The 24,198-nt window shown below is 62.2% G+C and carries 22 protein-coding genes and 3 pseudogenes; 11 read left to right on the top strand and 14 right to left on the bottom strand.

What is annotated here, in order from left to right; genetic code table 11:
* The first annotated feature begins 311 nt into the window (after positions 1 to 311).
* A complete protein-coding gene (locus AC1Z32_RS08390) occupies positions 312 to 698 on the top strand; it encodes a RidA family protein (RefSeq protein ID WP_483478281.1) in 387 nt (128 codons plus the stop codon).
* Positions 699 to 765: 67 nt separating this feature from the next.
* Complete coding sequence (locus AC1Z32_RS08395; RefSeq protein WP_483478282.1) at positions 766 to 1,344, top strand: pyridoxamine 5'-phosphate oxidase family protein; 579 nt, start codon at positions 766 to 768, stop codon at positions 1,342 to 1,344.
* On the opposite strand, the pseudogene AC1Z32_RS08400 reads toward AC1Z32_RS08395, so the two are convergent.
* Positions 1,298 to 1,765 (bottom strand): annotated as a pseudogene (locus AC1Z32_RS08400) (LysR substrate-binding domain-containing protein); the annotation flags it as partial. The gene AC1Z32_RS08395 and the pseudogene AC1Z32_RS08400 overlap by 47 nt on opposite strands.
* An 11-nt stretch (positions 1,766 to 1,776) precedes the next feature.
* Here AC1Z32_RS08400 and AC1Z32_RS08405 point away from each other — a divergent pair.
* Positions 1,777 to 1,951, top strand: a pseudogene (locus AC1Z32_RS08405) (DUF47 domain-containing protein); the annotation flags it as partial.
* Positions 1,952 to 2,326: 375 nt separating this feature from the next.
* On the opposite strand, the gene AC1Z32_RS08410 reads toward AC1Z32_RS08405, so the two are convergent.
* Positions 2,327 to 3,157 carry a glycoside hydrolase family 18 protein gene (locus AC1Z32_RS08410; RefSeq protein WP_483478283.1) on the bottom strand — a complete coding sequence of 277 codons (831 nt, stop codon included), beginning with the start codon at positions 3,155 to 3,157 and terminating at the stop codon, positions 2,327 to 2,329.
* A 196-nt stretch (positions 3,158 to 3,353) separates the two neighbouring features.
* Positions 3,354 to 3,860: a hypothetical protein gene (locus tag AC1Z32_RS08415; RefSeq protein WP_483478284.1), complete on the bottom strand. Its 507-nt coding sequence runs from the start codon at positions 3,858 to 3,860 to the stop codon at positions 3,354 to 3,356.
* 239 nt (positions 3,861 to 4,099) lie between these two features.
* On the opposite strand from AC1Z32_RS08415, the gene AC1Z32_RS08420 reads away from it, so the two are divergent.
* Positions 4,100 to 4,411, top strand: coding sequence for a hypothetical protein (locus AC1Z32_RS08420; RefSeq protein WP_483478285.1), 312 nt, complete (start codon positions 4,100 to 4,102; stop codon positions 4,409 to 4,411).
* A gap of 1,292 nt (positions 4,412 to 5,703) precedes the next feature.
* On the opposite strand, the gene AC1Z32_RS08425 is transcribed toward AC1Z32_RS08420, so the two are convergent.
* Positions 5,704 to 6,402, bottom strand: a complete 699-nt coding sequence (locus AC1Z32_RS08425; RefSeq protein WP_483478286.1) for a GntR family transcriptional regulator — start codon at positions 6,400 to 6,402, stop codon at positions 5,704 to 5,706.
* Positions 6,403 to 6,630: 228 nt separating this feature from the next.
* Here AC1Z32_RS08425 and AC1Z32_RS08430 point away from each other — a divergent pair, with 228 nt between their 5' ends.
* From AC1Z32_RS08430 to AC1Z32_RS08450, 5 genes are all read left to right on the top strand, one after another.
* Positions 6,631 to 7,926, top strand: coding sequence for an MFS transporter (locus tag AC1Z32_RS08430; RefSeq protein ID WP_483478287.1), 1,296 nt, complete (start codon positions 6,631 to 6,633; stop codon positions 7,924 to 7,926).
* Between the two features lie 43 nt (positions 7,927 to 7,969).
* Positions 7,970 to 8,698 (top strand): maleate cis-trans isomerase family protein, encoded by a 729-nt coding sequence (locus AC1Z32_RS08435; RefSeq protein WP_483478288.1) that lies wholly within the window; start codon positions 7,970 to 7,972, stop codon positions 8,696 to 8,698.
* Between the two features lie 10 nt (positions 8,699 to 8,708).
* On the top strand, positions 8,709 to 10,124 hold the full coding sequence (hydA, locus tag AC1Z32_RS08440; RefSeq protein WP_483478289.1) for a dihydropyrimidinase: 1,416 nt from the start codon (positions 8,709 to 8,711) through the stop codon (positions 10,122 to 10,124).
* 14 nt (positions 10,125 to 10,138) lie between these two features.
* Complete coding sequence (locus tag AC1Z32_RS08445; RefSeq protein ID WP_483478290.1) at positions 10,139 to 10,891, top strand: aspartate/glutamate racemase family protein; 753 nt, start codon at positions 10,139 to 10,141, stop codon at positions 10,889 to 10,891.
* 226 nt (positions 10,892 to 11,117) lie between these two features.
* Complete coding sequence (locus tag AC1Z32_RS08450) at positions 11,118 to 11,549, top strand: DUF3830 family protein (RefSeq protein ID WP_483478291.1); 432 nt, start codon at positions 11,118 to 11,120, stop codon at positions 11,547 to 11,549.
* Between the two features lie 638 nt (positions 11,550 to 12,187).
* On the opposite strand, the pseudogene AC1Z32_RS08455 reads toward AC1Z32_RS08450, so the two are convergent.
* From AC1Z32_RS08455 to AC1Z32_RS08500, 10 genes and pseudogenes are all read right to left on the bottom strand, one after another.
* Positions 12,188 to 12,643: pseudogene (locus AC1Z32_RS08455) on the bottom strand (hypothetical protein); the annotation flags it as partial.
* Complete coding sequence (ssuE, locus tag AC1Z32_RS08460) at positions 12,631 to 13,209, bottom strand: NADPH-dependent FMN reductase (RefSeq protein WP_483478292.1); 579 nt, start codon at positions 13,207 to 13,209, stop codon at positions 12,631 to 12,633. The gene ssuE and the pseudogene AC1Z32_RS08455, both read right to left, overlap by 13 nt.
* Positions 13,210 to 13,224: 15 nt before the next feature.
* Complete coding sequence (locus AC1Z32_RS08465) at positions 13,225 to 13,506, bottom strand: 2Fe-2S iron-sulfur cluster-binding protein (RefSeq protein ID WP_483478293.1); 282 nt, start codon at positions 13,504 to 13,506, stop codon at positions 13,225 to 13,227.
* Between the two features lie 52 nt (positions 13,507 to 13,558).
* Entirely contained in the window at positions 13,559 to 14,314 is a 756-nt protein-coding gene (locus AC1Z32_RS08470; RefSeq protein WP_483478294.1) for an iron-containing redox enzyme family protein, read from the bottom strand.
* Positions 14,315 to 14,347: 33 nt separating this feature from the next.
* Entirely contained in the window at positions 14,348 to 15,676 is a 1,329-nt protein-coding gene (locus AC1Z32_RS08475; RefSeq protein WP_483478295.1) for an ATP-grasp domain-containing protein, read from the bottom strand.
* A 6-nt stretch (positions 15,677 to 15,682) separates the two neighbouring features.
* The gene (locus AC1Z32_RS08480) at positions 15,683 to 16,927 is read right to left on the bottom strand and encodes an ATP-grasp domain-containing protein (RefSeq protein ID WP_483478296.1); all 1,245 of its coding nucleotides are present in this window, start codon (positions 16,925 to 16,927) and stop codon (positions 15,683 to 15,685) included.
* Complete coding sequence (hisC, locus tag AC1Z32_RS08485) at positions 16,924 to 18,051, bottom strand: histidinol-phosphate transaminase (protein ID WP_483478297.1); 1,128 nt, start codon at positions 18,049 to 18,051, stop codon at positions 16,924 to 16,926. Before hisC ends, AC1Z32_RS08480 begins: the two co-directional genes overlap by 4 nt.
* 8 nt (positions 18,052 to 18,059) lie before the next feature.
* Positions 18,060 to 18,935 carry a phytanoyl-CoA dioxygenase family protein gene (locus AC1Z32_RS08490; RefSeq protein ID WP_483478298.1) on the bottom strand — a complete coding sequence of 292 codons (876 nt, stop codon included), beginning with the start codon at positions 18,933 to 18,935 and terminating at the stop codon, positions 18,060 to 18,062.
* A gap of 19 nt (positions 18,936 to 18,954) precedes the next feature.
* Complete coding sequence (aroA, locus tag AC1Z32_RS08495) at positions 18,955 to 20,343, bottom strand: 3-phosphoshikimate 1-carboxyvinyltransferase (RefSeq protein ID WP_483478299.1); 1,389 nt, start codon at positions 20,341 to 20,343, stop codon at positions 18,955 to 18,957.
* Positions 20,340 to 21,476, bottom strand: a complete 1,137-nt coding sequence (locus tag AC1Z32_RS08500) for an N-acetyltransferase DgcN family protein (protein ID WP_483478300.1) — start codon at positions 21,474 to 21,476, stop codon at positions 20,340 to 20,342. The genes aroA and AC1Z32_RS08500 overlap by 4 nt, the downstream gene beginning before the upstream one ends.
* A 326-nt stretch (positions 21,477 to 21,802) precedes the next feature.
* Here AC1Z32_RS08500 and AC1Z32_RS08505 point away from each other — a divergent pair, with 326 nt between their 5' ends.
* Both AC1Z32_RS08505 and AC1Z32_RS08510 read left to right on the top strand, forming a co-directional pair.
* Positions 21,803 to 22,888: an LLM class flavin-dependent oxidoreductase gene (locus tag AC1Z32_RS08505; RefSeq protein ID WP_483478806.1), complete on the top strand. Its 1,086-nt coding sequence runs from the start codon at positions 21,803 to 21,805 to the stop codon at positions 22,886 to 22,888.
* The gene (locus tag AC1Z32_RS08510) at positions 22,878 to 24,164 is read left to right on the top strand and encodes an MFS transporter (protein WP_483478301.1); all 1,287 of its coding nucleotides are present in this window, start codon (positions 22,878 to 22,880) and stop codon (positions 24,162 to 24,164) included. Before AC1Z32_RS08505 ends, AC1Z32_RS08510 begins: the two co-directional genes overlap by 11 nt.
* Positions 24,165 to 24,198: the final 34 nt, after the last annotated feature.

Below are 24,198 nucleotides of genomic sequence, written 5' to 3' on the forward strand. Positions count from 1 at the left end.
TTTCCATAAGGCCGAGGCGGCAGCGTTCGTCGTGAGGCAGGGTTCGGCCAGTGGCCGCGGCTCGCCATCGCCTCCACCGGGTCACTCGAGCGGCTGCTCTACGTCGCACAGCGAACCTTCATGCGCGGAGCAGTTGGTTACGCCTGTCGAGGGTACCGAGACCAAGCGATCGGCGTCCGATCCGGTGATGCAGTCTGTTATTCCAAGGCAGTAGAAAATCTCTTCCCAGGCAACAAAAAAGATGATTCGACAGACGATGGGCCGCTGCAATACGCTGCGAGACGTTTGACGACGCCAACAGAAGGCGGATCGTGGACATCGAAAAACGTCTGGCTGAGCTTGGCATTGAGCTACCCGTTGCACCTCTTCCGGCCGCCAACTATGTTCCGTTTGTGCAAACAGGGAATCTGCTGTTTCTTGCGGGAACGCTCCCGTTCGTGAACAATCGGCTGGAGGTGACCGGCTTGCTGGGTCGCGAGCTCGACGTTGCTCGTGGCAAGGAGCTCGCCAGAACCTGCGCAATCAACATGCTTTCGCAAGTGAAGGCAGCGACAGGCGACCTCAACCGCATTTCTCGGGTCGTCAGGCTTTCAGCGTTCGTTGCCTGCGTGCCTGGCTTCGTCGAACAACCCGCGGTGGTCAACGGCGCGTCCGACTTCCTGGTCGAGGTTCTGGGCGACAAAGGGCGACATGCTTGAGCCGCAATGGGCGTCACGGTACTTCCGCTCAATTCGCCGCTCGAGATTGAGGCAATATTCGAACTCCATGCAGAAAATTCTTGATCAAATCTGGGCTCTGTTGACCGCAGGCGCCAATGCTGGGAAGGAGCGCTCGTCTTTCACCATGGTGCAAATTGCAACGTTGGGGCTGGATGGCGCACCGAGGGTTCGCACCGTCGTGCTTCGTCAGGTTAATCGCGATCAACGCACGGTGACCTTTCACACGGACATCCGGTCCGAAAAAGTGAGCGAGCTTAAGAAAGACCCGCGCATCGCGATGGTCGCTTGCGACTTCGATGCGGGCCTGCAGATTCGCCTTGAAGGCATCGCCAGATTCGTCGATAGTGGTGAACGGAGAGACGCGGTCTGGAATGCGAGCAGGCCGCGCACGTTGATACTCTATCGAGCGCCGCTTCCTCCCGGCACGCCGATCGAAGCGCCAGGCGACGCACACGTCCCGCCTGAATCCGGCGATGCCGAGCGAAACGCCGGCATCGAGAACTTCTGCCTGGTCGACATCGAAGTGTCAAAGATCGATTACCTTGATTTATCTCCGGGCGGACATGTTCGCGTCAGGTTCATCCGCGATGCGGATTCCTGGCGGGGTGTTTGGATTGCACCATGAGTTGCCTATCCCTTTCACCCTGCGCGAACAGCCAATCCCGCATCGCCCGCTTTGCATCCGAATCCGGCGACTCTTCCGGATACACGACGTAGTAGCCGAGCGAGAGGGAAAACGAAAAATCAAAAATCCGGCGCAGCCGGCCCGCTGCTATGTCTCGTTCCACCAAGGGTTCGTTGGTCAATGCGATCCCCTGACCGGCCGCGGCCGCGTCAATGGCGAGTGACGACTGATTGAAGCGCGCTCCCTTGATGGGATCGACTCGACTTCCATTTTTCAGTGAAGCGAGATATTCCGGCCACAAGTCATGCGCGTCGTGGAGCAGGACATGCTTGGTGAGATCGGACGGCCCGGTCAATGGCTTCGGGCCGTCGAGCAGCGATGGACTGGCGATCGCAAAAATATCGACGGGGAACAACAGCTCGCCGACCCGCGGAGCGTGTTCAGTTCGCAGTGAGCCTGCTGTCGAACATGAAGCAGATGCCCCAGATTCTGAAGGCATGTGAGGACATTGACCCGACTGGAATGCGACGCGGATCGCGCCGTCCACGCAGCGTTATCCAAGTTTGTCCGCGAGGAAAACGACGTCAAAACGCTGTTCAAACTCAAGGTGCGGCAGGGCCCCTGGCAACCTAACATCGCCCGCCATTGCCTCGGAATTCCATCGACGTCGTTCGGCTGGAAAGTTAGCCACGGTCGTAGAAGTCACCGCGCCACGCGTGACGCCGTTCCAGCATGTCGATACCGTCGCGCAGCGACCGGATCACCGCGGCGGCACTCGGCGCCCGCAACGGCCTCTCGTTTTCAATTTGCCCGAGTGCAGGGTCATGTCGCCAATCACGCCATTTTATGCACCCAAAGGACGATCACCCCTATACTGCCTCGTGAGCGACTAGGCATCGTGAAAGATGATACCGATGATCGAATGCAATCCCGAGCAGGTCTCGTAGCAAGTGCGAGCGCGGTTGAGGTCGCAGCGAACGGCTCAAGTCAAGGAAGCGGAAGCTCCGCGGTTGCCGTAACCCTGGACCGTGTTGTAGATGGTTTGCGCACCGGTGAAGGTCGGATCGACATCTTCTTGCTCGCCCTGCTGACCATGGTCGTTGTCCAGCCGCCAGCTGAACATGCCCCGCAATTGGTTCTGCAGTGCAAACGTGGTCCAGGCAGCCGTGTCCTCGAGCGACGTCTGCACGCCGCTGTTTTCGGTGCAGACGCCGCCCATCAGGATGGCCCTCTGGACCCCCGCATCGATCCAAACCTGAGCATCCGCGGGCGTATTTTCGGACGAGTAATCCTGGAGCTCGACGGCGTCGACGTACTCGTTAAACGCCGCCACGGCATGCTTGCCATAAAGGCCGATTGGGCCGTTGCTCGGCCATGGAACCGAGACCGCGATCCCGAGGCCGGCCTGTTTGAAACTCGGGCCGAGCTGGGACACCAGTTCCGACACGTAGGCCATGCCGTCCTGTTCCGAATCGATCGTGATTCCGTTGAGGCCCTGCTGCTGCAGGTAGGCAACGATGTTCGCCGTCGACCGATTGTTGTTCTTCAGATTGTCCTGCACCGTCGCGGAAAGCCCTGTGTCTCCCACACCCGCGTAGATCAGGACGCCGGGTGCCTGCGTTCGAATTTGCGTCAGAACTTGGCCCGCGAACTGCGCATTGAGGTTCACCGTGTATCCGTTTGAGCCCGCCACGAATTCGCCGAACGCCAGATTGTAGCGGCTAGCATAATTGAGCGGCACTTTCCCTTGCACCAGATTGTTTAGACCGGTGCTGTTCCATGTGTCGTACCAGGTGGCAATTTCGAAACTCATGGTGAAACTCCTGTGGGCGCGCCCCAATTTCTGTAACCCTGGACTTCTAGGGGACTGCCAAGAAGCGCAACCTCACGCCTTTTCCAGTCCGCCTCGAAATGGACGACTTCAGTGCACTTTTTTCGTTTGACACTCGACATCTGATGCTGATGGAGCGGCAGAGACTATCCCGGCGCCCTGCCGCAAGGATCAACGCCTAGACTTCCGCGAGATAACGTTGGAGAGCCCTGATGTTGACATCATAGGCATCAGGGGAGCCCAGATCGACGCCGCTGCTGCGCACGTAATAGGCAAAAGGAATGCTGCGCGTGTCGAAGAATGGCAGGAAGCCGTCCGGCTGCAGCGTGCTGCCGTTCAGACCGATTGCCCAGTTCCTGGCCTTGTAAGTCTCGAGTTCCCTGATCACGCTGTGCACGGCCGTGGTTTCAGCTGCGCGGATGTTGCCAATGTACTGCGTCAGCGTGGCGATGTTGGTCTGATAGGCACTCGGCTCACCGACATTGACGCCCTTGGCCCGCACGTAGTAGCTGAACGGAAGATTGCGTTCGGTGAAGAAGGCCAGAAAGCCATCCGGCGCCAAGGTGTCGCCGTTCAGACCGATCGCCCAGTTCTTGCTCTGGAAGTCCCTGAGCTGCGCGATTGTGTCATTCGCCGAGCGGATCTCTTTTTGTGCAGGAATGCTAACCGATGCAAGGTTACTCATTAGAAACTCCAAGGGTGGTGATACTGCACAGATGCTCCGGATGGAGCAATTGGAAGTTGGTGGGCAGGCTGTGGAGCGCGCATCCACAGTGTTCATATCATAGGAAGAATATCGGAAATTGATAGGTGTTTTTGCCGCGCGCACCGGCAAACCTGACCGCCCAGTCGGTTACAAGTGAAGTGCCTATTGCGCCAAAAGGAGAGGGGCGCCAGGGAAGTCGCTGGGTCCGTGAACGATCGTTGCGCAGCCAGACGAACGCGCGTGCTTTCCTGCAATGCGCTCGGGACCCAGCCGCCGCCGACAAGGTGTCGGTCGACGTCGTGCTGCAGGCGCTGGGTCATGCGTCGCTGCGGGCCATGACGATTTACGTTCAGGCCGAGAAGCAACGCGTGCTCGAAACACTTGCTGCTGTCCATTCGGAGATTGCGGTACCGAAGCGGCGCACCGTGTCGCGCCGCTTTGGCTTCTCGCGGGCGAGTGGCGGATCGCGCGCGAATCGGTTGAAGAAATTGAGTCCTGGTGGCGGATTCCGCCGCCGCTGGCATGGATGACCGAGACGCAGTACCACGCGGACGGGCTGGATGCCGCGTGGCCGTTGCTCGCGGAGCTGGGGTGAACAATTCCTCAAACCGCTGTGGCGCGAGCGTCTGGGCTAGGTGACGCATCACTTGACGCGCTACGTCGGCGCTTCGATGCGGAATTCACCAGCACGGGCGAGGTGGACGATTACGCGTGGCTCCCGACCTGGCGGCTGGTGGTAAAGCCCGCACTGACGGGGCGGCTGGAAACGGCGCGTGTGCGGTGAGATCAACCGGCATCGCGCGTGACGGCTCTGATGAGGGAGATCCTGCCCCGAGATCACGAAGGCGAACAGGACGAACTGATCCGACTGCGTCAGGAATTCAGCCGTCTGCACGCGGCGCTCGTTGAGGCGTACAGAGGAGGGCGACGGCGTCGAAGCCCGCGGTTGCTGCCGGCTTACCTCGGCTTTTCGGTACATCGGCGTCGCTCGCGAATGCGGCCATGCGGAATCGATCGCTTCAGCAGCGAGTTGAGGGAGTGACCCAGTTCGGTTGATGACGAGTCAGCATACCGACGTGGATAGGTCGGTTCAGCCACTTGCGCTAAACGATCACGTGTCGCGCGCAACGGCGCGTAGCGCGATAGCTCACGCCATGTGCTTTCTCATGCAAACTGGCATACGTGCACGCTCTCGCTTCCCGCTTTATCGCAAGAAGCAGAGAGGTGCCGAGACCCGTTGCACGTAGACGCAAAGCGACGGCCAGCGACCTGAGCAACGTATGAGCGCCCAAAGGTTCCAGTCAGACGCCGTCGCTCCCCCTTCGTCGACGGAAACGAGAAATCCCGGTAGCAGTGCAGTCGTGACTTCCTCAGCTGGCAACTCACATGCTGCCAGCAAGCATCTGATCCCGACGAGATCTGTGTCGTCAGGCGGCGGCGCACATTGCGGGCAGACCACCCCTATAGGGGGCCCTTGATTCCGTTTATTTTCCGGGATAGGAACGTCCGGGTGGCATGTCAATGCCGACTTGTTCGTGGAACTTCAGCTTATGCAGCGTGTCGGTTGTTAGCTAGAGCGTGTCGATGAACGCGATGTCATCAGGAAGACACTACTTTGCAAATGCATGAGCACGCGATCACGGCGTCGACATGAAGAGTTGCGCCAATTGATCGTTTCGCTCGCTTGCTCACGCCATGTCGCGCGGCAGTTAATCGTCGCCCCGTCGTGCGGTGCGTAGACGTGTGTGGCCGACGGCTTCAATCTAGCGGTGGACGGTTCGGTCTCCCAGTGCACCGACCAAGCCAGTCTTCCACGCCTTCGCTAATTCCCGCTTGTGGACTCCAACACTTTCATCACTTCCGCTGCAGTGTGCTCGGAGTGTTCACGCAGTAGCCGGGCGAGGCACGCTCCGTCGCGCCTGGACAGCGCATCCAAAATTTCACCGTGCTCGTCGAGGGATTCGGCCCAGCGCAGCACATCGGCATTGGCCGCACCTCTCGCGCGATGGATCTTGCTCATCAACGACGAGTACAGATCGGAGAGCACGAAATTTCCCGCGACATCGACGATCTGCTGATGCACCTTCTGGTTGGCGCGGTAGTAAGCCGTACGTTTCCCCTCGCGGTGAAAGGTCTCCATGGTGCGATGGCGATCCATCAGCACCTTCATCTGCTTGTCGTCGATACGCTGCGCAGCAAGGCGTCCGGCCGTTTCCTCCAGTCCATGCAGCACTTCAAAGATGGCAGCAATCTCGTCCTTGTTGATCGGTGCGACTTGAAAGCCCATGTGCTGCCGGTGGGTGACATGGCCCTCGGTCACCAGCGTTTTGAGCGCCTCGCGCAGAGGCGTTCTCGAAATATCGAATTGTTCGCACAGCGCCTTCTCGTCGATACGCTCGCCCGGAGCCAACTCACCATCGAGAATCATCTCGCGCAATCGCTCCGCGATCGCCGCGTACATGCCCGTGCCGCGCAGGCTGATCCGCTTGCGGGCCTCGGCCGGTAGTGACTTCGTGTCCATCTCGCCCTGTTTTCCTTTGGCAGCTTCCCTCGATGCGTATTGTCTTACAGGCGCGGCTGACTATCTACAGAAATAAAAAAGTACATAAACATCAATGGTCTACGGCGCTTGTAATTCATAATCAACGATCATATACTGCGCAAACGCATGTGACGCACCGCGCCGGGAGCCGTCCCGGTACAAACCCTTAAACCGAAGGCCGAGATCAGGCGAACGGAGGAGACATAGATGCAAACCGCAAAGACGGCCGTGCAGGCCGAGGTCCGAACCGGCGTACGCTGGCGAGTCTTTCTGATCATGTTGATGCTGATTTCGATCAACTATGTGGACCGGGCCTCGCTGTCCGTGGCCATGCCGCTGATCGCGAAGGAATTCAATATCGCCCCGGCAGTGCAGGGACTGATTCTCAGCTCGTTCTTCTGGACCTACGCGCTGATGCAGATTCCGGGAGGCATGCTGGCTGACCGGTTCAAGCCGCGCATCGTGATTGCGTGCGCCACGTTGTTCTGGGGTTTCTTCCAGGGCATTGCCGCTGCCTGTTCGACGGCCACCGCGCTGATTCTCACCCGTCTCGGCCTCGGGGCCGCTGAAGCGCCGATCTACCCGGCTGGCGGCAAACTCAACGCCATGTGGATGACGCGACACGAACGCGGCCGCGGCGCGACGCTGCTCGACGGCGGCGCTCCGCTCGGCGCGGCGCTCGGCGCGGTCATCATCTCCGGGCTCATCAGCGAGTTCGGATCCTGGCGCACGTCCTTCGTGGTGGCGGGTGTCGGCACCATGCTGGCCGGCGTGTTCGCCTGGTACTACATCCGTAATAACCCAAGCGAACATCCGGCGGTCAATCAGGCCGAGGCGGACTATATCGAAACGGCGCTGCAGGAAGAGCACCGCAGCGAGCCGATTCATGCCAGCGGACGCAGCCTGGATTTCTTCCGCTACCGCTCGGTGTGGGGCATGTTCTTCGGCTGGATGTGCTTCAACTCCGTGTTCTACGGCTTGCTCACCTGGATGCCGAACTATCTGAACAAAGTGCACGGCTTCAATATCCAGCAGATGGGCGGCGCGAGTTTCGCGATCTTCTTCAGCGGCTTCGTCGGTGAGCTGGTCGGTGGATGGATCGCCGACAAGTGGAAAGCGGCCGGCGGTTCCCCCAATCGCGTGATGCGCACGCTGTTCGGTATCGCTGCCGTGGCGGCCACGGCGTCGATTTTCTCGGTGGCCTATGTCCGCAACCCGATGACGGTTGTGGTGCTGCTCGCATCCACGTTGTTCTTCCTGCGCTGGTGCGGTCTGTACTGGTGCCTGCCCTCGATCCTCGGCACGCGCAACAAGATCGGCTTTCTCGGGGGCCTGATGAATCTGGGCGGCAACATCGGCGGCGTGCTCGTTCCGATCGTCGTCGGCCTGATCGTACAGACCACCGGCTCTTATTTTCTGGCGCTGATGGCTTTCGCTGCCGCAGGCGTTGGACTCTTCATCTGTTCGACGCTCATCGACTACGAACGCAAGCTGCCGGTTTGATTCCGACCTTCTTCACCTTTAAAAAATCATTGTTGACTTCATCATGAGCAAACGCGTCCGGCTCGGCATGCTTACGCCGTCGTCCAATACCGCGCTCGAACCGATCACGAGCGCGATGGTGGCTCGGCTGCCCGGTGTCAGTGCCCATTTCTCGCGCTTCACGGTCACCGAGATATCTCTGTCCGACAAGGCGCTCGGCCAGTTCGACACAAGCAACATCATTCAGGCCGCCAAGCTGCTCGCCGACGCCAGGGTCGATGTGATCGCATGGAACGGCACGTCATCCGGCTGGCTCGGTTTCGAGACCGACCGCCGTCTGTGCCGCGAAATCGAGGCGGCGACCAACATTCCGGCAACCACATCGGTGCTGGCGCTGAACGAGATTCTGGACAAGACCGGCGCGAAGAAATTCGGTCTGGTCAGTCCGTACCTCGACGACGTTCAGCAGAAAATCGTCGCCAATTACCGCGAGAGCGGAGTCGACTGCACGGCCGAAAGCCATCTGGGCCTGAAGGTGAACTTCCAGTTTTCCGAGGTCAGCGAAGACACGCTGCGCGCGCAGATTCGCGATGTCGCGATGCAAGGCCCGGAGGCGATCGTCACCTTTTGCACGAACCTGCATGCCGCGCATCTGGCGCCGGAAGTGGAGCAGCGCCACGGCATTCCGCTTTACGACACCATCTCGACCGTCGTGTGGAAGTCGCTGAAGCTCGCCGGCTACGATACGACCCGCCTCACGGGCTGGGGCCGCCTGTTTTCCGAAGTTGCATGAGAGGCCTGCGATGACAACCCTCTACGATCTGGTGATCCGTAACGCGGACGTGGTAACCGCGTCCGAGCGCTTCAACTGCGATATTGGCGTGAAGGACGGCATCGTCGTCGCGCTGGGCCGTGATCTCGGCTCAGGCGCGCGCGAGATCGACGCCACCGGCTTGCTGGCCTTGCCCGGCGGTATCGATGCACATTGCCATCTCGACCAGCCGATGCCCGATGGCCTGAAGATGGCCGATGACTTCCTGAGCGGCACGCGCGCGGCCGTGTGCGGCGGCACGACGACGGTGATCCCGTTCGCCGCGCAGGCCAAAGGCCAATCGCTCAAGGCCGCGGTAGACGACTACCATCGCCGCGCCGACGGCCGCGCGGTTACCGATTACGCGTTTCACCTGATCGTCTCCGATCCGACGCCCGAGGTGCTGGAGCGCGAACTGCCGGAACTCATCGCGGCCGGTTACACGTCGTTCAAGATCTACATGACCTACGACGATCTCAAGCTCAGTGACCGCGAGATCCTCGAAGTGATGGATGTCGCACGTCGCAATCAGGCGCTGGTCATGGTGCACGCCGAGAATTCTGACTGCATCGCATGGCTGACTGACAGGCTCACCGAAGCCGGCAAGCACGCGCCAAAATATCACGCGCTGTCGCGCCCCGCGGTGGTCGAGCGAGAGGCGACGCACCGTGCGATTGCCTTCTCCGAACTCGTCGATGTGCCGATCCTGATCGTGCATGTGTCGGGCCAGGACGCGATCGAGCAAATCGAATGGGCGCAACAACGCGGCCTGAACATTTACGCGGAGACGTGCCCGCAGTACCTGTATTTGACCGCCGAGGATCTGGGCCACGAGGACGGTTACCACGGCGCAAAGTGCGTATGCAGTCCGCCGCCGCGCGACTCGTCCAGCCAGAAGGCAGTGTGGAGCGCACTCAAGCGCGGCGTATTCAGCGTGTTCTCGTCCGATCACGCGCCGTTCTCCTACGACGATCCAGAAGGCAAGAAGCCCGGCGGCGAAGAAGTATCGTTCGAGCACATCCCGAACGGCATCCCGGGCATAGAGACTCGACTGGCGTTGCTGTTCGATGGCGTGAGTTCCGGCAAGCTGTCGCTGCACAAGTTCGTCGAACTGACGTCGCTGAATCCCGCGAAGCTGTACGGTCTCTATCCGCGCAAGGGTACGATCGCGATCGGCGCCGACGCCGACATCGTGCTGTGGGACCCGCTCAAGCAAGTCGTTATCGCGAACGACGCGCTGCATCACAACGTCGACTACACGCCGTACGAGGGCCGAACGGTCCAGGGCTGGCCGAAGCACTGCCTGTCACGCGGCGAACTGCTGGTCGAGAGTGGCCGCTATCTCGAGCCGAGAGCGGGCCGAGGGCACTTTCTCGCCGCTGGAAAACCGCAGTACGTCGACCTCTGAGATTGGAGAGCAGCATGAAGATTCTCGTCATCAACCCCAACATCTCTGAAAGCGTGTCGACGTTGATTCAGGCAGAGGCGCAGCGCAGCGCTTCGCCCGGTACTGACATCGAGGTCGCGACGGCGCCATTCGGCGTGGCGTATATCGAGACACGCTTCGAAGCGCTGGTGGGCGCGTATGCGACCGCGTGCGTGGCCGCCGAACGTCATGGCAGCTACGATGGTGTCGTGGTCGCGGCGTTCGGCGATCCCGGCCTGCAGGGCATCAAGGAACTGCTCGACGTGCCGGCAGTCGGGCTGACCGAGTCCTCACTCATGACCGCGGCGACGCTCGGGCAGCGCTTTTCGATCATCGCGATCTCGCCGCGAATCAAGGCGTGGTATCGCGAAACGGTCGAACGCAGTCATCTGGCGAGCCGCCTCGCCAGCATCCGCTCTCTCGAAGAGCCGTTGCGCGATATCGGCAGCGTGCAGCAGGACTACGCAGTAAGACTGAAGACGCTGTGTAACCACGTGGTCGACGAAGACGGCGCCGATGTCATCATCATTGCCGGTGCGCCGCTGGCCGGACTCGCACGCGAGATCCGTGACGAGTTGACGGTCCCGGTGGTCGATGGCGTGTCGACTGCGATTACTCAAATCGAAGGACTCGTCCGGCTCAGCCCGAAAAAGGCGACGAAAGGCAGTTTCACCCAACCGCCAGCCAAGCCGAACCGCGGGCTGCCCCAACCGCTTGAAAGGCTGCTGAACAGCGGGTCGCCGGGCTAACCAAATCCTCAGCGATTGCGGGTGGCACATTAACGTGAGCGGTTGAAATGGCAATCTAGGAACGCGAAGCATCTAGCATAGAACCTTGGCAGAATCGCGACTGTGGACTCGGGTGCTTGCTCATAATGAACACTGCAACGTTTCTTTGGCACGCCCGAGCCGACGGCATTGCGAACCGAGGTGGTCTCGGCAAACACAAAGTGATTAACCATCGTATGGAGACGCCATGAAAAAGATTCTCGTAGACGCCGGCCCGTTCCGCTTTGTCGGGCAACTCGAAGAACAGAAAGCACCCCGCACCTGCCAACGCTTCCTTGAACTGCTACCGTTCAGAAACAAGGTAATTCATTCTCGCTGGAGCGGCGAAGCCGTATGGATTCCGCTGGGCGACTTCGACACCGGCCTTACTTTCGAAAATCACACCAGCCACGCGTCACGTGGCGATATCCTTCTTTATCCGGGAGGCTTCAGCGAAACGGAATTTCTGTTCGTCTATGGCAGCTCCATATTTGCGAGCAAAATGGGTCAGCTGGCCGGCAATCATTTCTTCACGTTGACTGAAGGCCACGAGCACCTGGCAGAATTCGGCAAACTCGTTCTTTGGGAAGGTGCGCAAGACATTACCTTTTCATTGCTGAACTCGGGCGCGGCAGACTGACTGCGCTTTTTGCCGGCTCCATTTTGATTCGGATGCCGAGATTTACGTGAACCGCTCCGATGTGAATCACATCATGGAACAGCCGGGATTCGCGAACTCGTCGCCCGGAACATTGCCGGGTCTGGAACCAATTCAATTATGGCGTCGACGGCAACAAAGTGTCTGTCTTCACGGGTCAGATTCAGCCCGAAAACATCGATCTGTGTCGGTCTGATTGAACAATGCATGGTGCTTGCGTCGGCGTCACGATGCAAGTTCACCCCGCATCGATGGCAAGCGGTTCTCCCAACTGCGCTCCGTGTCGCACATCGCCCGGTCATCCGTCTTTACTATATCGGCTGCGCGGTTACCGGGTTGCAGCACCGCCACGCCGTGACTCGCGCTCACGCTTTAGTCGCCGTTATGCACGTTGAAGAGCGCCTCCAACGCGGAAGTGGTGCAGGCAGCAATCCTTGAAGCGCCTTCGCGCGTGCAATCGTCTTCGACGATGATGTGAGACTCGTCGGCGCCCGAGCGGCGCACGGCCGCACGCCGCATTGGCCGGGGTAATCGTTTGAATCGTGCGAAATCTGGCGTAACGATGTAAGAAGCCGCTTGTAGCAAGGCTATGAGGTCTCGTCGACTTCCGTCACTTGACCGATTTGTAATTCGTTGATCAAAAAGCGTTTTTGCACAAACTGCCAGGAAATGCACGGAACGGGCGCATACCTCATCATGGCGACGGCAGCCGATTCGGCATCAGTGCCGTGCCTGGCGTCAAGCGACAGCAGTTCCGCAGTCGCCTGTTCCGGGGGCGTCTCGCACGGATAGCAAACGATCCGGGCACTGCGAAAGGGCACGGAACCCCGAAGACCGTATTCACCTTGCGGATCCGCCGATCCGTGAGCTCGAGGAATCGGTGACAGCGCGCACAGAAACGTCGCAGCATGCAGGCCTCTTCAGCCTTGCGCTGCCAACACCAGCCTCTGCAGCCTGTGCAGCAAATCTTTCCCTTCAACCAGCCAGAGGCCAACCTTTGCTGGCTCAAGTTCGCGATAAGGACGTTCGAGACGGAAAATTGGAGCGGGCGCCAGCCATGTCGCTAAGCGACCGATTGAACCACGCGCAGCTGGTGTAAGCGTCTCAGCGCCGCCGCATCGTCGAGCGTCCGTACTAGCGACTCCACTGCATCGGCAAGGCGCTGCGCGATGGCGCCGGTGAGCGTGAAAACACCGTCGCCCAGCGAGATCTCACCCTCGGTGGCAAACACATTATCAAGCACATGGCGCGCGCCGAGAGACGCCAGCACCGGCTTCAACGCGTAATCAAGCGCGAGCAGATGAGCAAGACTGCCGCCGGTGGCGAGAGGTAATACCGGCTTGCACTGCAGAGCAGAACGCGGCAGCAGATCGAGGAAGGTCTTCAGCAAACCCGAATAGGAAGCCTGGTAGAGGGGCGTCGCGATGACGACTGCCTGCGCCTCTTCGACGAGCGCGATCGCGGCGCGCACGCCCGGGTCGTTGAAGTCAGCGTGGACCAGCGCCGCCGCCGGCAGATCGCGCACATCGATGCGTCGCACCGGGATGCCATGCGCGCGCAGCGCGATTTCGGCGATATGCAGCAGATACCCGCTGCGAGAACGGGCTGCCGGGCTGCCGGCTAGCGTGACGACATGGTTCAATCTGCGTCTCCCGGCTCAGTATTGCAGGATCGTCACGTCGCCGTGCAACTGGCACTGACACGCGAGACGATGACTTGCATCCGTGTAACCGAGCAAGGCGAGCAAGCGCGTCTCGCCCTCATCCGGCGGTGACAGGTTGGCCGCGCCATCGATCACCTCGATCACGCAGATGCCGCACATGCCGGCCCTGCATCCGAAGGTGAGACCTGCGAGTTCCAGCTCGGCGGCATCGGAGAGATAGGCATCGTGCGGCAGCGTGAAGCTCTCCCCGGTCGTGCTGACGTGTACTTTATGCATGTTCAAGTCCAGATGCGGCGGCTGCCCGGCGCGGCAGCCGCGGATTGCAGACTCAGGCGGTTGCCATCCGCTCCACGGGTGTCAAGACCGTGGTCTCGTAAAGCTCGCGGAAGTACATGGCGAGGATGGTCTGGATGTCGTCGAAATAGCGCAGCACCTTGTCGACGTCTTCTTCCGAGTGAATCAGATAGCGCAGGATGCGCCACATCTCGCCCGCGTGATCCTCGCCGACATCGGTGTTGATGTGCGCAAGCTGGCCCTTGATTTTCTCGTCGCCGAGTGTTGTTCGCAGCGATTCGATCTGGCGAGGCGTGAGCTTCGCCGTCGTGTACTCGATCAGGTAGCTCGATGCGACCACGCCGAGCGGGCTTTCGTGTTCGCAGAGGAAGTAGAAAAAGCCCTGCAGAAGCCGCGTCGCGAGGAACGGCTCGGTGGCGAGGAGTTCTTCCTGCGTGACGCCGAGCGATTTGCAATCCTGCATGAACAACTGGTCGTGGTTCATTTCCTCGGACTGGTATTCCGCGTAAAGCTGCGCGGCTTCAGGCGAGATCTGGGTGATCGCGTGCAGCGCCTTGCAATGCGCGGAACGGCTGAGGCGAATGCGCCAGACATGCTCGATCGTATGGCGGCGATACCATTTGCTGTCGAGCTTCCGGCTTTCCAGATGATTGGCATAGGGAACGGTAGCGGCCCATTCGGCCATCTTCCTGTCGAGATAGCGGTCGAGCCGGGCTCGCACCGCCTGGCCCTCGGCGAGTGAGTAAAACGGCGTGGGGCGTTCAATGCCGCATCGGGTTACGCGATTCATGGTCTTTTCCTCGAGAATGAAAGGGGCGGGGCGTCAGGCCGCATCGGAATAACGCACGACGAGCTTCTGATCGAGCATGGCCGCGAGCGCATTCAACTGGGTCGCGATCTCGTCGATGGGCACCTTCCAGAGCGCGTTCAGAATGAAGATGCCGCGCTCCGAGTCGGGCAGCCTCGTTCCCTCGCGCACCGGGCTTTCGATGATGTCCGGCTGCGGCGCGAGCTCGTGTGTCGACAGCGTCGCCAGTGTGCGATTGCGCTCGCCATAGCGGCTGAAGAACACGGTGCCCTGTTGCATGCTCTTGTCGCGGCGACGTGTACTTTCGCGCAGCGTGGCCAGCTCGTCGCGCAATGCGCGGCGCGCGGCACCGGTAGTGGCGCACAGCATCCGGACCCACAGTTCGAGCATCGAGAGTCCGCCGGTGAAAATGCCGATGCTCTGGTTGATGAGGGCGCCGCCCATGCGGGCGTTGATCTCGATGATGTCCCAGTGCTCGTCGCGCGGATCGTGGCGTGCCTCGATGTGATAGCACCCCTCATGCAATTGCAGCGCGGCGAGGCATTCGTCGACGAAGCGCTCGCCTGCGAGCTGCTGCGCATCGCTCAGGCGCGGAGCGGGAAGCGAGTTGCTGGTTTCGAGCGTCGTGCCGCTCGAATCGTCCAGATACTTCGCGTGCACGCCGATGACATGGCTCGCGCCGCCCATCACCAGCACTTCCAGGCTGTACTCGTCGCCGTGCAGGTAGTCCTCCGCGATGAAGTCGAACTGGCCAGCGAAGATCGCGCGAAAGGCTTGGTCATCGCGCATCTGCTGCTTGAGCGCGTGGAGTCGCTCGGGTGTCAGCGTATCGTCGAGCCGGAAGCAGGCGAACGAACCGGCGCCGCGCCGCGGCTTGACGAAGAGCTTCCTTCCGCTCGCGCGCAGCACGCTCAGCGTCTCCTCATCGAGCACGGTCGCGACCGAGCGGCTCAAACCCACTTCGACGAGCGACTGGCGGCACAGATACTTGTCCATGCAGCGGCGCACCGCAGCCGGCTCGGCGTCGACGGCGCCCAGCCGCTGGTTGGTGAGCGCCATCAGCACCCGGTAGCCCTCGAACGTCGCGAGTGACGCGATAATCGTGAAACCCTCATCGTGCGCTTCTGCCAGCACCATGGACACGTGGGATTCGTCGAGGTGCTCGTCGTCGACATTCCAGAGGCGGGCGGGGCCGAGCGCGGCCAGTTGCTCGAGATCGCGCACATCGCGCGGTTTCGAGCTGAGAATCACCAGGGCGACGTCGAGTCGCTCGACGTACTCCTTGATCATCGCCGCGTAGGAGCGGGCCTGGTGTGCGAACAGAAGCAGTGCGGGTCTCGTCATGATGTGTCAGAGCTCGGTGGTGGTGAGGGAGAACGTATTGAGAACATGCGCGACGTCGCTTTCGACTTCGTTCGCCGACGTCGAGTCGAACAGGAAGCGACCCGACTGCATTGAGCAGTAACCGTCTTCGTGCTCGATGATCTGGCCTTCGTCGGGCACGAGTTGGCGGTAGAGGCTGCGCAGTCGGCCATCGAAGCGCGTGACGGAGCGCACGCGCAGCGGCAGGCCATCGGGACGCGGGAACATCAGCCACGCGCCTATCGAGCGTTGTTGCGCGCGCAGCGTGGCGGCCTGGCCCATGCTCATGTTGACCCATTCGCCGAACAGGTTGATGCCGGTGGCCCGATGAATGACGGAAGGCACGTCCGCGCCGCCAACCCGCGCGCCGACTTCCAGGAACACGAGTTCGTCTTCGGCCGTATGGAACAGCTCAAGGTGGAACGGGCACGCCGTAAGGCCGATGGCCTCGATGCATCGCGCCGAAAACCGGCTCACTTTTGCGTGAAGCGCAGTGCCGGGTTCCAGCGTGATCGCACCGAGCGGCGCGCCGAAGGTGAAATCGAGGCACGTGTTGAAATAGCGCGAGGGCACCACCAGCGTGACTTTTCCCGAAGGATCGACGAGCCCGTCGATGTGCAGCAGCGTGCCGTCGATGAACTCTTCCAGGTCCCAGGTCTCGTGCGCGGGCAGCATCGACACCTGGGCGCGCAACTGCGCCTCGTCGTCGATTTTGCGCACGCCCTGGCTCGACTGGCCGTTGGTCGGCTTCAGGACCACCGGATAGCCCGCGCACGCCGCGAACGCGACGGCGTGATCCGCCTGCTCCGCCGTGACTGCCGTGTAGCGCGGGGTGCGCAGCCCGGCGGCCGACACCTTCGCTTTCATCACGATCTTGTCGCGGCCGAGGCGATTCTCGGCCGTCCATTTCCCGGGGATGCGAAATTCCTCGCGCAACTGCGCGCCGAGATCCTGCAGCGACTCGGAGAACACGATGAGTCGGTCGATCGGCCCGTGCTCGCATGCGATGCGCGATAGGACCGGCCGGTACGCCGCGATGTCGTCGAGGCGGTCCAGTTCGTACACGCTGTGGCTACCCGGCGGCGCCATGATCGCCGAGCGGCCGCGACGGTTGACGATATAGCTGACGTCGTGCGCTTCGTGATCGAGAAATTCGTCGTAGCACACGAGATGGAAGTCCCATCTCGCGGTGCCGGGAAAGCGCGCGAGGTTGTTGATGATGACGACGTTCACGCGTCCTCCTCGGTAGTATGGGGCAGGATCGCCGGCTGCATGAGTTCGCCGATCGCGGCCACGAGCCGTTCGATCTCGTCCGGCGCGCCAATGGAGATGCGCAGATGATCGGGCAGGCGGTACGCGTGCATCGCGCGGGTGATGAAGCCGCGCGCGAGCAGGCCCTCGTATACCGCGCGCGCGGCCGGTCCGAAATCGGCCAGAACGAAGTTCGCACTGCCGTCGGCGACGGGGATATCCATGGCGCCGAGCGCTTCGACGAGCGTGCGCCGGCCCTCGCGGACCCGTGCGACGATACGCTCCATATGCGCGCGATCGTCCAGCGCCGCCGCCGCGCCGGCCAAGCCGACACGGTTCACGGGAAACGGCGGGCGAATACGGTTGAGCCAGTCGATGAGGCCTGCATCGGCGATCGCGTAGCCGATGCGCAGTCCGGCGAGCCCGTAGGCCTTGGAGAACGTGCGAGTGACGACGACCTTCGGATGAATCAGCGGCAACTGCGCGGTCAACGCCGATGCGTCGCTCGATGCGAATTCCGCGTAGGCCTCGTCGAGCACGAGCACGACATGAGCGGGCAGACGCTCGATCAGGTCCATGAGCCGCGCGGCGCCCAGCGCGTGGCCCGAAAGATTGGTCGGCGAGTCGATCAGCATCATGCGCCTGCGTGCATCGACCTGCGCGAGCAACGCATCGACGTCGTGGCCGAAGTGCCGCCGCGACGCGGCGAGCTTCGCCGTCGCGCCCTGTTCCTTCACGAATCCGGGATAGGCGCAGTAGCCGAAATCCGACAGCACCACGTTGTGTTCCGGCGAAACGCATGCGCGAACCAGCGACGCGATCACGTCGATGGAGCCATTGCCGAGCACGATGTGACTCACGGGCACGCCCAGATGGCGCGCGAGCCGGTCGACGAAATCATGCGTGTCCGGATAGCGGTGGCTCTGCCCGAGCGCGTCGCGCATCGCTTTCACAACGCGCGGCGACGGCGGCAGCGGCGCCTCGTTGCTTGAAAACTTGAAGATCTCACTCAGGCCGAAATCCCGCCTGAGCTTCTCCTCGGTGATGCCGGGCCGATACGGCGTGAGCGAACGCAGCGGCGCGGCGATAAAAGGTGACCAGTCCATTGCGCGCCTCACTGTGCCGCGGTGTCGGCGACGGCATAGCCGGCCGTGTTCATGGCCGCCAGTTCCTTGCGCAGATGCGAGCCTTCCTGCACTTCGTACAGCGACCCGAACTCGCGCTCGGCGATCGGCAGCCGATGCAGCCCGGCTTCCACGCGCGCCACTCTCGCGCGCCGGCCGCGCAGCAGTTCTATGCCCGGCTCGTTGTGGGCGGCATGGGGGCCGAAATAGATCGGAAAGGCGTCGGCCGCGCGATAGGCCGGCAGGAACGTGCGGCGGGGCAGGTTCGAATCGTTGCGCGCGGACGCATGGAGCGTGAGACAGTGCAAAAACACGACGCTGCCGGCCGGCACTTCGAGACTGACGGCGCGCGCTTCGTCGATGCCTTCCACCTTGCCGCGAAAGTGGCCATCGATCTCGTGCGACAGCAGCCCGTCGCGATGGGAGCGCGGGATCACGCGCAGGCAGCCGTTGCCGGTACTGGCATCGTCGAGAAAAGTGAGGGCGGTCAGCAGGTCCGCGTTGGTGTGCGGGTAGTACGAGAAGTCCTGATGCCACTCGACGACGCTGCCCACGCGTGGCCCTTTCATGTTGAGCTTGCTGTAGTGGAAGAGAATGTTTCCGCCGATCAGCCGCTCGATGCAGTCCAGCAGCGCGGGCTCCGCGGCCATGCGCCAGAACGTCTCGTGCTTGCGCGTCGGCGACCAGATGCGACGAACGGTGACGCCGTCGCGCGGTTCGAATTCGTAAGGCTTGTCCGCGTTGTCGGGGCTCAGCAGTTCGTCGATGGCCGCGAGCGCGCGGCCGACCTGTTCCCGATCGAACATCCGGTCGATGACCAGATAGCCGTTATCGGCGTAAAAGCGGGCTTGTTGATCCGTGATCATCTTTGTTCTCCCCTATCGTTCATGCCTGAAGCAGAAAGCGCTCGCGGTTGTTGTCGTCGAGTTCCTGGCCGGGGCCGACTTCGCGGCAGCGCACGCCCAGGCTTTCGAATTGCGTGAAGAAGTCGGGGAAAGAGCAGTTCACGTCGCGATAGCCGTCGAGCAGATTCGCGTGCCGGCATCGCAGCGACGCGACGAACAGCGACATGAAGATGCGATGGTCCCCCCAGCTCGACAGCTCGACGCCGCCGGCGTGGTCCTCGCCGTGGCCGTTGATCTCGAAGCCGTCGTACACGCCGTCCTTGAACAGTCCCTTGATGTCGACGCCGAGCTTGCCGAGCTCGTTCACCATCGCCTTGATTCGCGGCGACTTGTGCAGCCGCGTGATCGAACCGCCCACGACGCGGAACCGTCCTTTCACGTAAGCGCCTATCGCGGCGAGCGTCGGCACGATGTTCGGGCAGTCGCTCGCGTCGAACTCGAAGTCGCCGGCGAGCGTCGACAGGCGATTGACGAGCGTGAGCCGGTTGTGCGCCTCGTCGAAATTCACTTCGATGCCGAGCGTGCGCACCACGTCGATGATCGCGTACTCGCCCTGCAGGCTTTGCGCGCTCATGTTCTCGAGGACGGTGACGCCGGGAAAGATAGCGGCGGCGCCGATCAGGTAGGACGACGAGGTGTAGTCGCCGCTCACGCGATATGTCGCGGGCCGATAGTCGCCCGGGTGGACGCGGATGAGCGAGAGGTCGTCGCTCGCTTCGACGCCGATGCCGGCCTGCGTGAGCGTCGCGACGGTCTGGCGAATGTAGGACTTCGACAGTATCTCGCCCTCGATCACGATCTCCGTCGGCTGCGCCGCCATGGGCGCGGCGAACATGATCGCGGTGATGAATTGCGAGCTGACATTGCCCGGCAGTACGCAGCGCCCGCCCTCGAAGCCTCCGCCCCAGTTGACTATGGGCGCCTTGCCCGCGTCGCCGATGCAGTCGATGCGCGCGCCGAGCCGGTGGAGCGCGTCGAACAGCGGCTTCATCACGCGTCCCCTGAGTATGGCGTCGCCGGTGATGACGGCGGGCGACGGCGCGAAGCAGGTCAGCGCGGCGAAGGTGCGGAACACCAGACCGGACCCGAGCGCGTCGATCACGCGGTGCCCCAGGCGCAAGTCCCGACCCACGCCGTGGATATCGAGGTAGCCGTCCCTTTCCTCGATCACCGCGCCCAGCGCACGGCATGCGTTCTTCATCGTCTGTGTCTCGACGCAGCGCAGGTCGTTGACCAGCACCGAGTGGCCGCGTGCGAGCGTCGCGGCCAGGATGGCGCGCTGCGTCTCGGGCTTGGAAGACGGCGTGACCGCGTTGCCGGTCAGCACGCGCGCCGGTTCGACGCGCAACAACATAGATTCAATGTTCATGTCGGACTCCCGTTTTGTGCGTATCGGTGGTTCCGGACCGATGCTTCGGCGCGAAGCGAAGCATCCGTGCGGGCGGCAAGGAGCCCGCGCCGATGTGCGGCGAGCGCATCGACGAGCGTGTCGGCGCCGAAGTGGATGACGTCGGTGGCGGGCAGCCCGGTTTCGTTGCCGATGCGCTCGACCACGCCCGCCGCATCCTCGCGGTTCATGTGTCCGCAATGCACGCTGATGCCGACGACCCTGGCCGGCCGCTGGAACGACGCCAGCTGTTCGTACACGGCGATGAGTTCGGGCAGCGGGCGCAGCGGCGCATTGGGCCAACCCTTGTGATGCGAGAGATTAGCCTCGTGGCACAGCACGAGCGCCTGCGGCATCGCGCCGTGCAGCAGGCCGAGCGTCACGCCGCTGTAGGCGGGATGCGAGATCGAGCCCTGACCTTCGACCACGATCCAGTCGTGACGGGCCGCGGATTCGATCACCATCGATTCGGTTACGCCGGCGATGAAGTCGGCGGGCACGGCGTCGACCGCGACACCGCTGCCGCTGATATAGATGCCGCTCTGTCCGGTGGCGACGAAGCCGGCGTTGAAGCCCTTGCGGCGGGCGGCTTCGGTGATCTCGATGGCGCTCGTCTTCTTGCCGACGCGGCAATCGCTGCCCACCGTATGCACGACGAAGCCGTCGAGCTCGTCGAGCCGGGCTGCGTTGGTGGCGAGCGTCGCGGGCGGTTCCTTGGTGTCCCATACGCGGCTGCCCGATGCCGCGGCGAGCCCGGCGAATTCCGGATCGGTGGCGATGCGAAAGTGCAGGCCGCTCACGACATCGATGCCGCGCCTGAGCGCGAGCGCGATCTGGCCGCGCCATGATTCGGGCAGCTCGTTGGAGAACAGGCCGACCCCGATCAGGAGAATCTGCGGCTCCAAACGCAGCGCGGATTCGAGCGAATCGACCAGCGGAATGCCGTGGCCATAGCCGAGCACGGCGCCGACATCCTGTCCGGCAAGGCGGCTGTCGATGACCGCTACGCAATCCTCGTGGCGGTATCGCAGATAGGAAGTAGCGACCTTGCTAGTCACCGGGCCGAAGCAGCCCTCGGCAAAGACGACTACGCGTTTGTCTTTCAGACACAGCATAAGCTCTTGCTCCTGTCATCGGTCAGTCGACTCGTCCCCGAACGAATCGTGAAACCAATGTAGGTCATGAAATGCCGCTCAGGCGCACATGTCGATTTAATTGACGGCCCGTGAGCAAATGTGTGCGCATCGCGATGCGAGCGGTCAAGTGGATATGCGCGGATGCAAGGCCCGTCATCGACAAGGGCGGATCGTGGTTGACCGCGCGCGTTGAGCGCCGCTATCGGCCCGTCAGAGTTTCTTGCATCGGTGAGTTAGCGCTTGCGATGAGGCTTGCATCGCACCTAAGCTCGTCTCAACTTCAACGAAGCCACGCGGAGCGAGCGATGAGACCACTGCGATTCCACTGGTGCGCGCCTAGGGGAGACGGGAACACTAAGGCATCCGAAAAGGACCTGGCGAACGAATTGAACCTCGAAGGCATGATCGATTTCGTCCAGGAGGCGGAAGACCTGGGCATCGATTCCCTGTTGATGGGGATTGGGTTTCACCTGCCGGACCCGCTGCCGCTCATCGGCGCGCTGGTCCGCGAAACGAGGAAAGTGACTTTCATCCTGGCTTATCGCCCGGGGCTGATGCCGCCGACCTTGTTTGCCCAGGTGGTCAATACGATTTCCTGGATGTCGGACAAGCGGATCGCCCTGAACGTCGTTGCCGGCATTTCGCCCGAAGAGCAGGCGTACTACGGGGACTATCTGCAGCACGACGACCGTTATCGCCGCACCGATGAATATCTCGCCATCCTTCAACGCTTCTGGCGCGGTGAAACGCCGATCACGCACGAGGGGGATCACTACCGGCTGAGCGGCGCGAAGCTCGGGCTGCCGTACAAGGACGGCGATCGTCCGCGCCTCTATCTGAGCGGCGCATCGCGGCAGGCGCAGGAGACCGCGGTGCGCTGGGGCGACTGCTGGCTGCGCTATGGCGACACGCCCGAAGGCATCGCGGCAGCGAGCCGGCTCGTGCTCGATGCGGGGCGGGAGGTCGGCATCCGCATGCATGTCCTCGCCCGCGAGACCCGCGCCGAGGCGCTCGCCGAGATCGAAGCGATGATGGTCAATCCGGACGAGCAGCATCGGCGCAACGTGAGTGATTTCGTCAGGCATTGCGACTCGGAGGCGGTCAAGACTTCGTTTCGCCTCGCGGAGGGCGCGGCCGACGGCTGGTTGTCGCCCGTGCTGTGGTCAGGCGCCGTGGCGTATCGCGGCGGGCCGGCCTTATGCGTCGCGGGCAGCTATGACGAAGTGGCCCAGAACCTCATGCAGTACAAGGAGGCCGGCGTCACTGAGTTCATTTTTTCGGGCTGGCCCACGCGCGGGGAGATGCGGCGTTTCTGTCAGCACGTCGCCCCGCGCGTGCGCAAGCTCGAAGCCAGCGAAGGCGAGCACGAGGAGATAGCCCTTGTCATCTGATGCCATTGACATCCGCAAGGCGTGGCGCTTGCGCTGCTTCGCCGCCGGGCTGATGCTCGGCATCATCGCCGAGCAGACGGTGCTCTTCGCGGTGCCGCTCATCATTTATCAGGAGACGGCGAGCGTGACCTATTCGGGCGTCGCGTTCGCCGTCGAGTGGGTCCCGGCGCTGGTCTGCTATCCGTTTGCGGGTATGCTGGCCGACCGCGTGGGCGGAAGGCGGCTCTTTCTCGCCTCGAATGCGGGACGCGCGATGTGCCTCCTGATTGCGGCTTGTATGTGCTGGTCGATGCCCGAAGCGACCGTCGCCGCGCTCATGATCAATTGCGCGTTGCTCTCCGCGTTCATGGCGCCGATCCGCATGTCCGTGGAGAAGACGGTGCCGGCGCTCGCCGAAGGCGAGACGCTTGCGCGCCTGCAATCGCTGGTGCAGAACGCGGAATTGCTGTCCAGGGCGCTCGGCCCGACGCTTGCCGCCGCACTCGCGCACTGGTTCGGCAAGCTTCCGTTGCTCGTCGTCGCGGCGGCGGCTTTCGCGGTCGCGGCACTGTGCTGGCGCGACATGCCGACAGGGCTATCCGCGAAGGCCGCGCCGAGCCGCGTGGCGCAGGAACTGCTGCTCGGCTGGAAGCTGCTGATCCGAAACAGGCCGGTCGTCATGCTAGCCCTGGTCAACTTCACGATCAACCTGGCCTTCGCCATCGCGATCAGCGCCAATGCCTATCTGATCACCGGGTTCTTTCGTGCGCCGGACAGCGTGTTCGGCCTGATGAACACCGGCGCGGGCCTGCTCGGTTTCATCAATCTGCTGGCGATGCCGCGCTTGCTGAAATCGTGGTCGGTGTATCGCATCGGCGCGGCGGGCTTCGCGGTGATGTGCGTGGGCCTCGCGGCGATGGGCTGCGCGGACACGCTTTGGGTCTATGCCGCGTCGTTTCCCGCTGCGATGGCAGGCGTGGCATGGTTCAACGTCTTCAACCGCACGCAGCGGGCGAGGGCGATCGAGCCCGAGCATCTCGGTAAAGTCATCGGTCCATTCTATCTCGTGAACTCGCTCTCGTATCCCATCGCCGGACTTGTTACGGCGAGCCTTGGTCCGTCGCTCGGTGTGCAGAACATCATTCTCTTCATGGCGCTGCTCCTGTCTCTGCCCGGTGCCGCGTTGCTGTGGCTGACCGCTCGGGGATTCCGCGAAAGGCTGGACGAAAGGCCGCCGGAGGAGCGTGCCCCGGCGGGTCGTGTTGCTGCTGTGCCGAAGTGCCCGGAGCAAGCCTGAATTGCTGATATCGGTGAAGGCCGCTCTGTTCGCA

This window comes from Caballeronia sp. 11_S32, assembly GCF_056930355.1.

What these genes read in the sequence shown, in the direction of transcription:
- AC1Z32_RS08450 (WP_483478291.1), top strand. Translation starts at nt 11,118, where the DNA reads ATGAAAAAGATTCTCGTAGACGCCGGCCCGTTCCGCTTTGTCGGGCAA.
- aroA (WP_483478299.1), bottom strand. Translation starts at nt 20,343, where the DNA reads ATGAACATTGAATCTATGTTGTTGCGCGTCGAACCGGCGCGCGTGCTG.
- hisC (WP_483478297.1), bottom strand. Translation starts at nt 18,051, where the DNA reads ATGGACTGGTCACCTTTTATCGCCGCGCCGCTGCGTTCGCTCACGCCG.
- AC1Z32_RS08445 (WP_483478290.1), top strand. Translation starts at nt 10,139, where the DNA reads ATGAAGATTCTCGTCATCAACCCCAACATCTCTGAAAGCGTGTCGACG.
- hydA (WP_483478289.1), top strand. Translation starts at nt 8,709, where the DNA reads ATGACAACCCTCTACGATCTGGTGATCCGTAACGCGGACGTGGTAACC.
- AC1Z32_RS08415 (WP_483478284.1), bottom strand. Translation starts at nt 3,860, where the DNA reads ATGAGTAACCTTGCATCGGTTAGCATTCCTGCACAAAAAGAGATCCGC.
- AC1Z32_RS08475 (WP_483478295.1), bottom strand. Translation starts at nt 15,676, where the DNA reads ATGACGAGACCCGCACTGCTTCTGTTCGCACACCAGGCCCGCTCCTAC.
- AC1Z32_RS08465 (WP_483478293.1), bottom strand. Translation starts at nt 13,506, where the DNA reads ATGCATAAAGTACACGTCAGCACGACCGGGGAGAGCTTCACGCTGCCG.
- AC1Z32_RS08470 (WP_483478294.1), bottom strand. Translation starts at nt 14,314, where the DNA reads ATGAATCGCGTAACCCGATGCGGCATTGAACGCCCCACGCCGTTTTAC.
- AC1Z32_RS08490 (WP_483478298.1), bottom strand. Translation starts at nt 18,935, where the DNA reads ATGATCACGGATCAACAAGCCCGCTTTTACGCCGATAACGGCTATCTG.
- AC1Z32_RS08505 (WP_483478806.1), top strand. Translation starts at nt 21,803, where the DNA reads ATGAGACCACTGCGATTCCACTGGTGCGCGCCTAGGGGAGACGGGAAC.
- AC1Z32_RS08410 (WP_483478283.1), bottom strand. Translation starts at nt 3,157, where the DNA reads ATGAGTTTCGAAATTGCCACCTGGTACGACACATGGAACAGCACCGGT.
- AC1Z32_RS08435 (WP_483478288.1), top strand. Translation starts at nt 7,970, where the DNA reads ATGAGCAAACGCGTCCGGCTCGGCATGCTTACGCCGTCGTCCAATACC.
- AC1Z32_RS08430 (WP_483478287.1), top strand. Translation starts at nt 6,631, where the DNA reads ATGCAAACCGCAAAGACGGCCGTGCAGGCCGAGGTCCGAACCGGCGTA.
- AC1Z32_RS08500 (WP_483478300.1), bottom strand. Translation starts at nt 21,476, where the DNA reads ATGCTGTGTCTGAAAGACAAACGCGTAGTCGTCTTTGCCGAGGGCTGC.
- AC1Z32_RS08425 (WP_483478286.1), bottom strand. Translation starts at nt 6,402, where the DNA reads ATGGACACGAAGTCACTACCGGCCGAGGCCCGCAAGCGGATCAGCCTG.
- AC1Z32_RS08395 (WP_483478282.1), top strand. Translation starts at nt 766, where the DNA reads ATGCAGAAAATTCTTGATCAAATCTGGGCTCTGTTGACCGCAGGCGCC.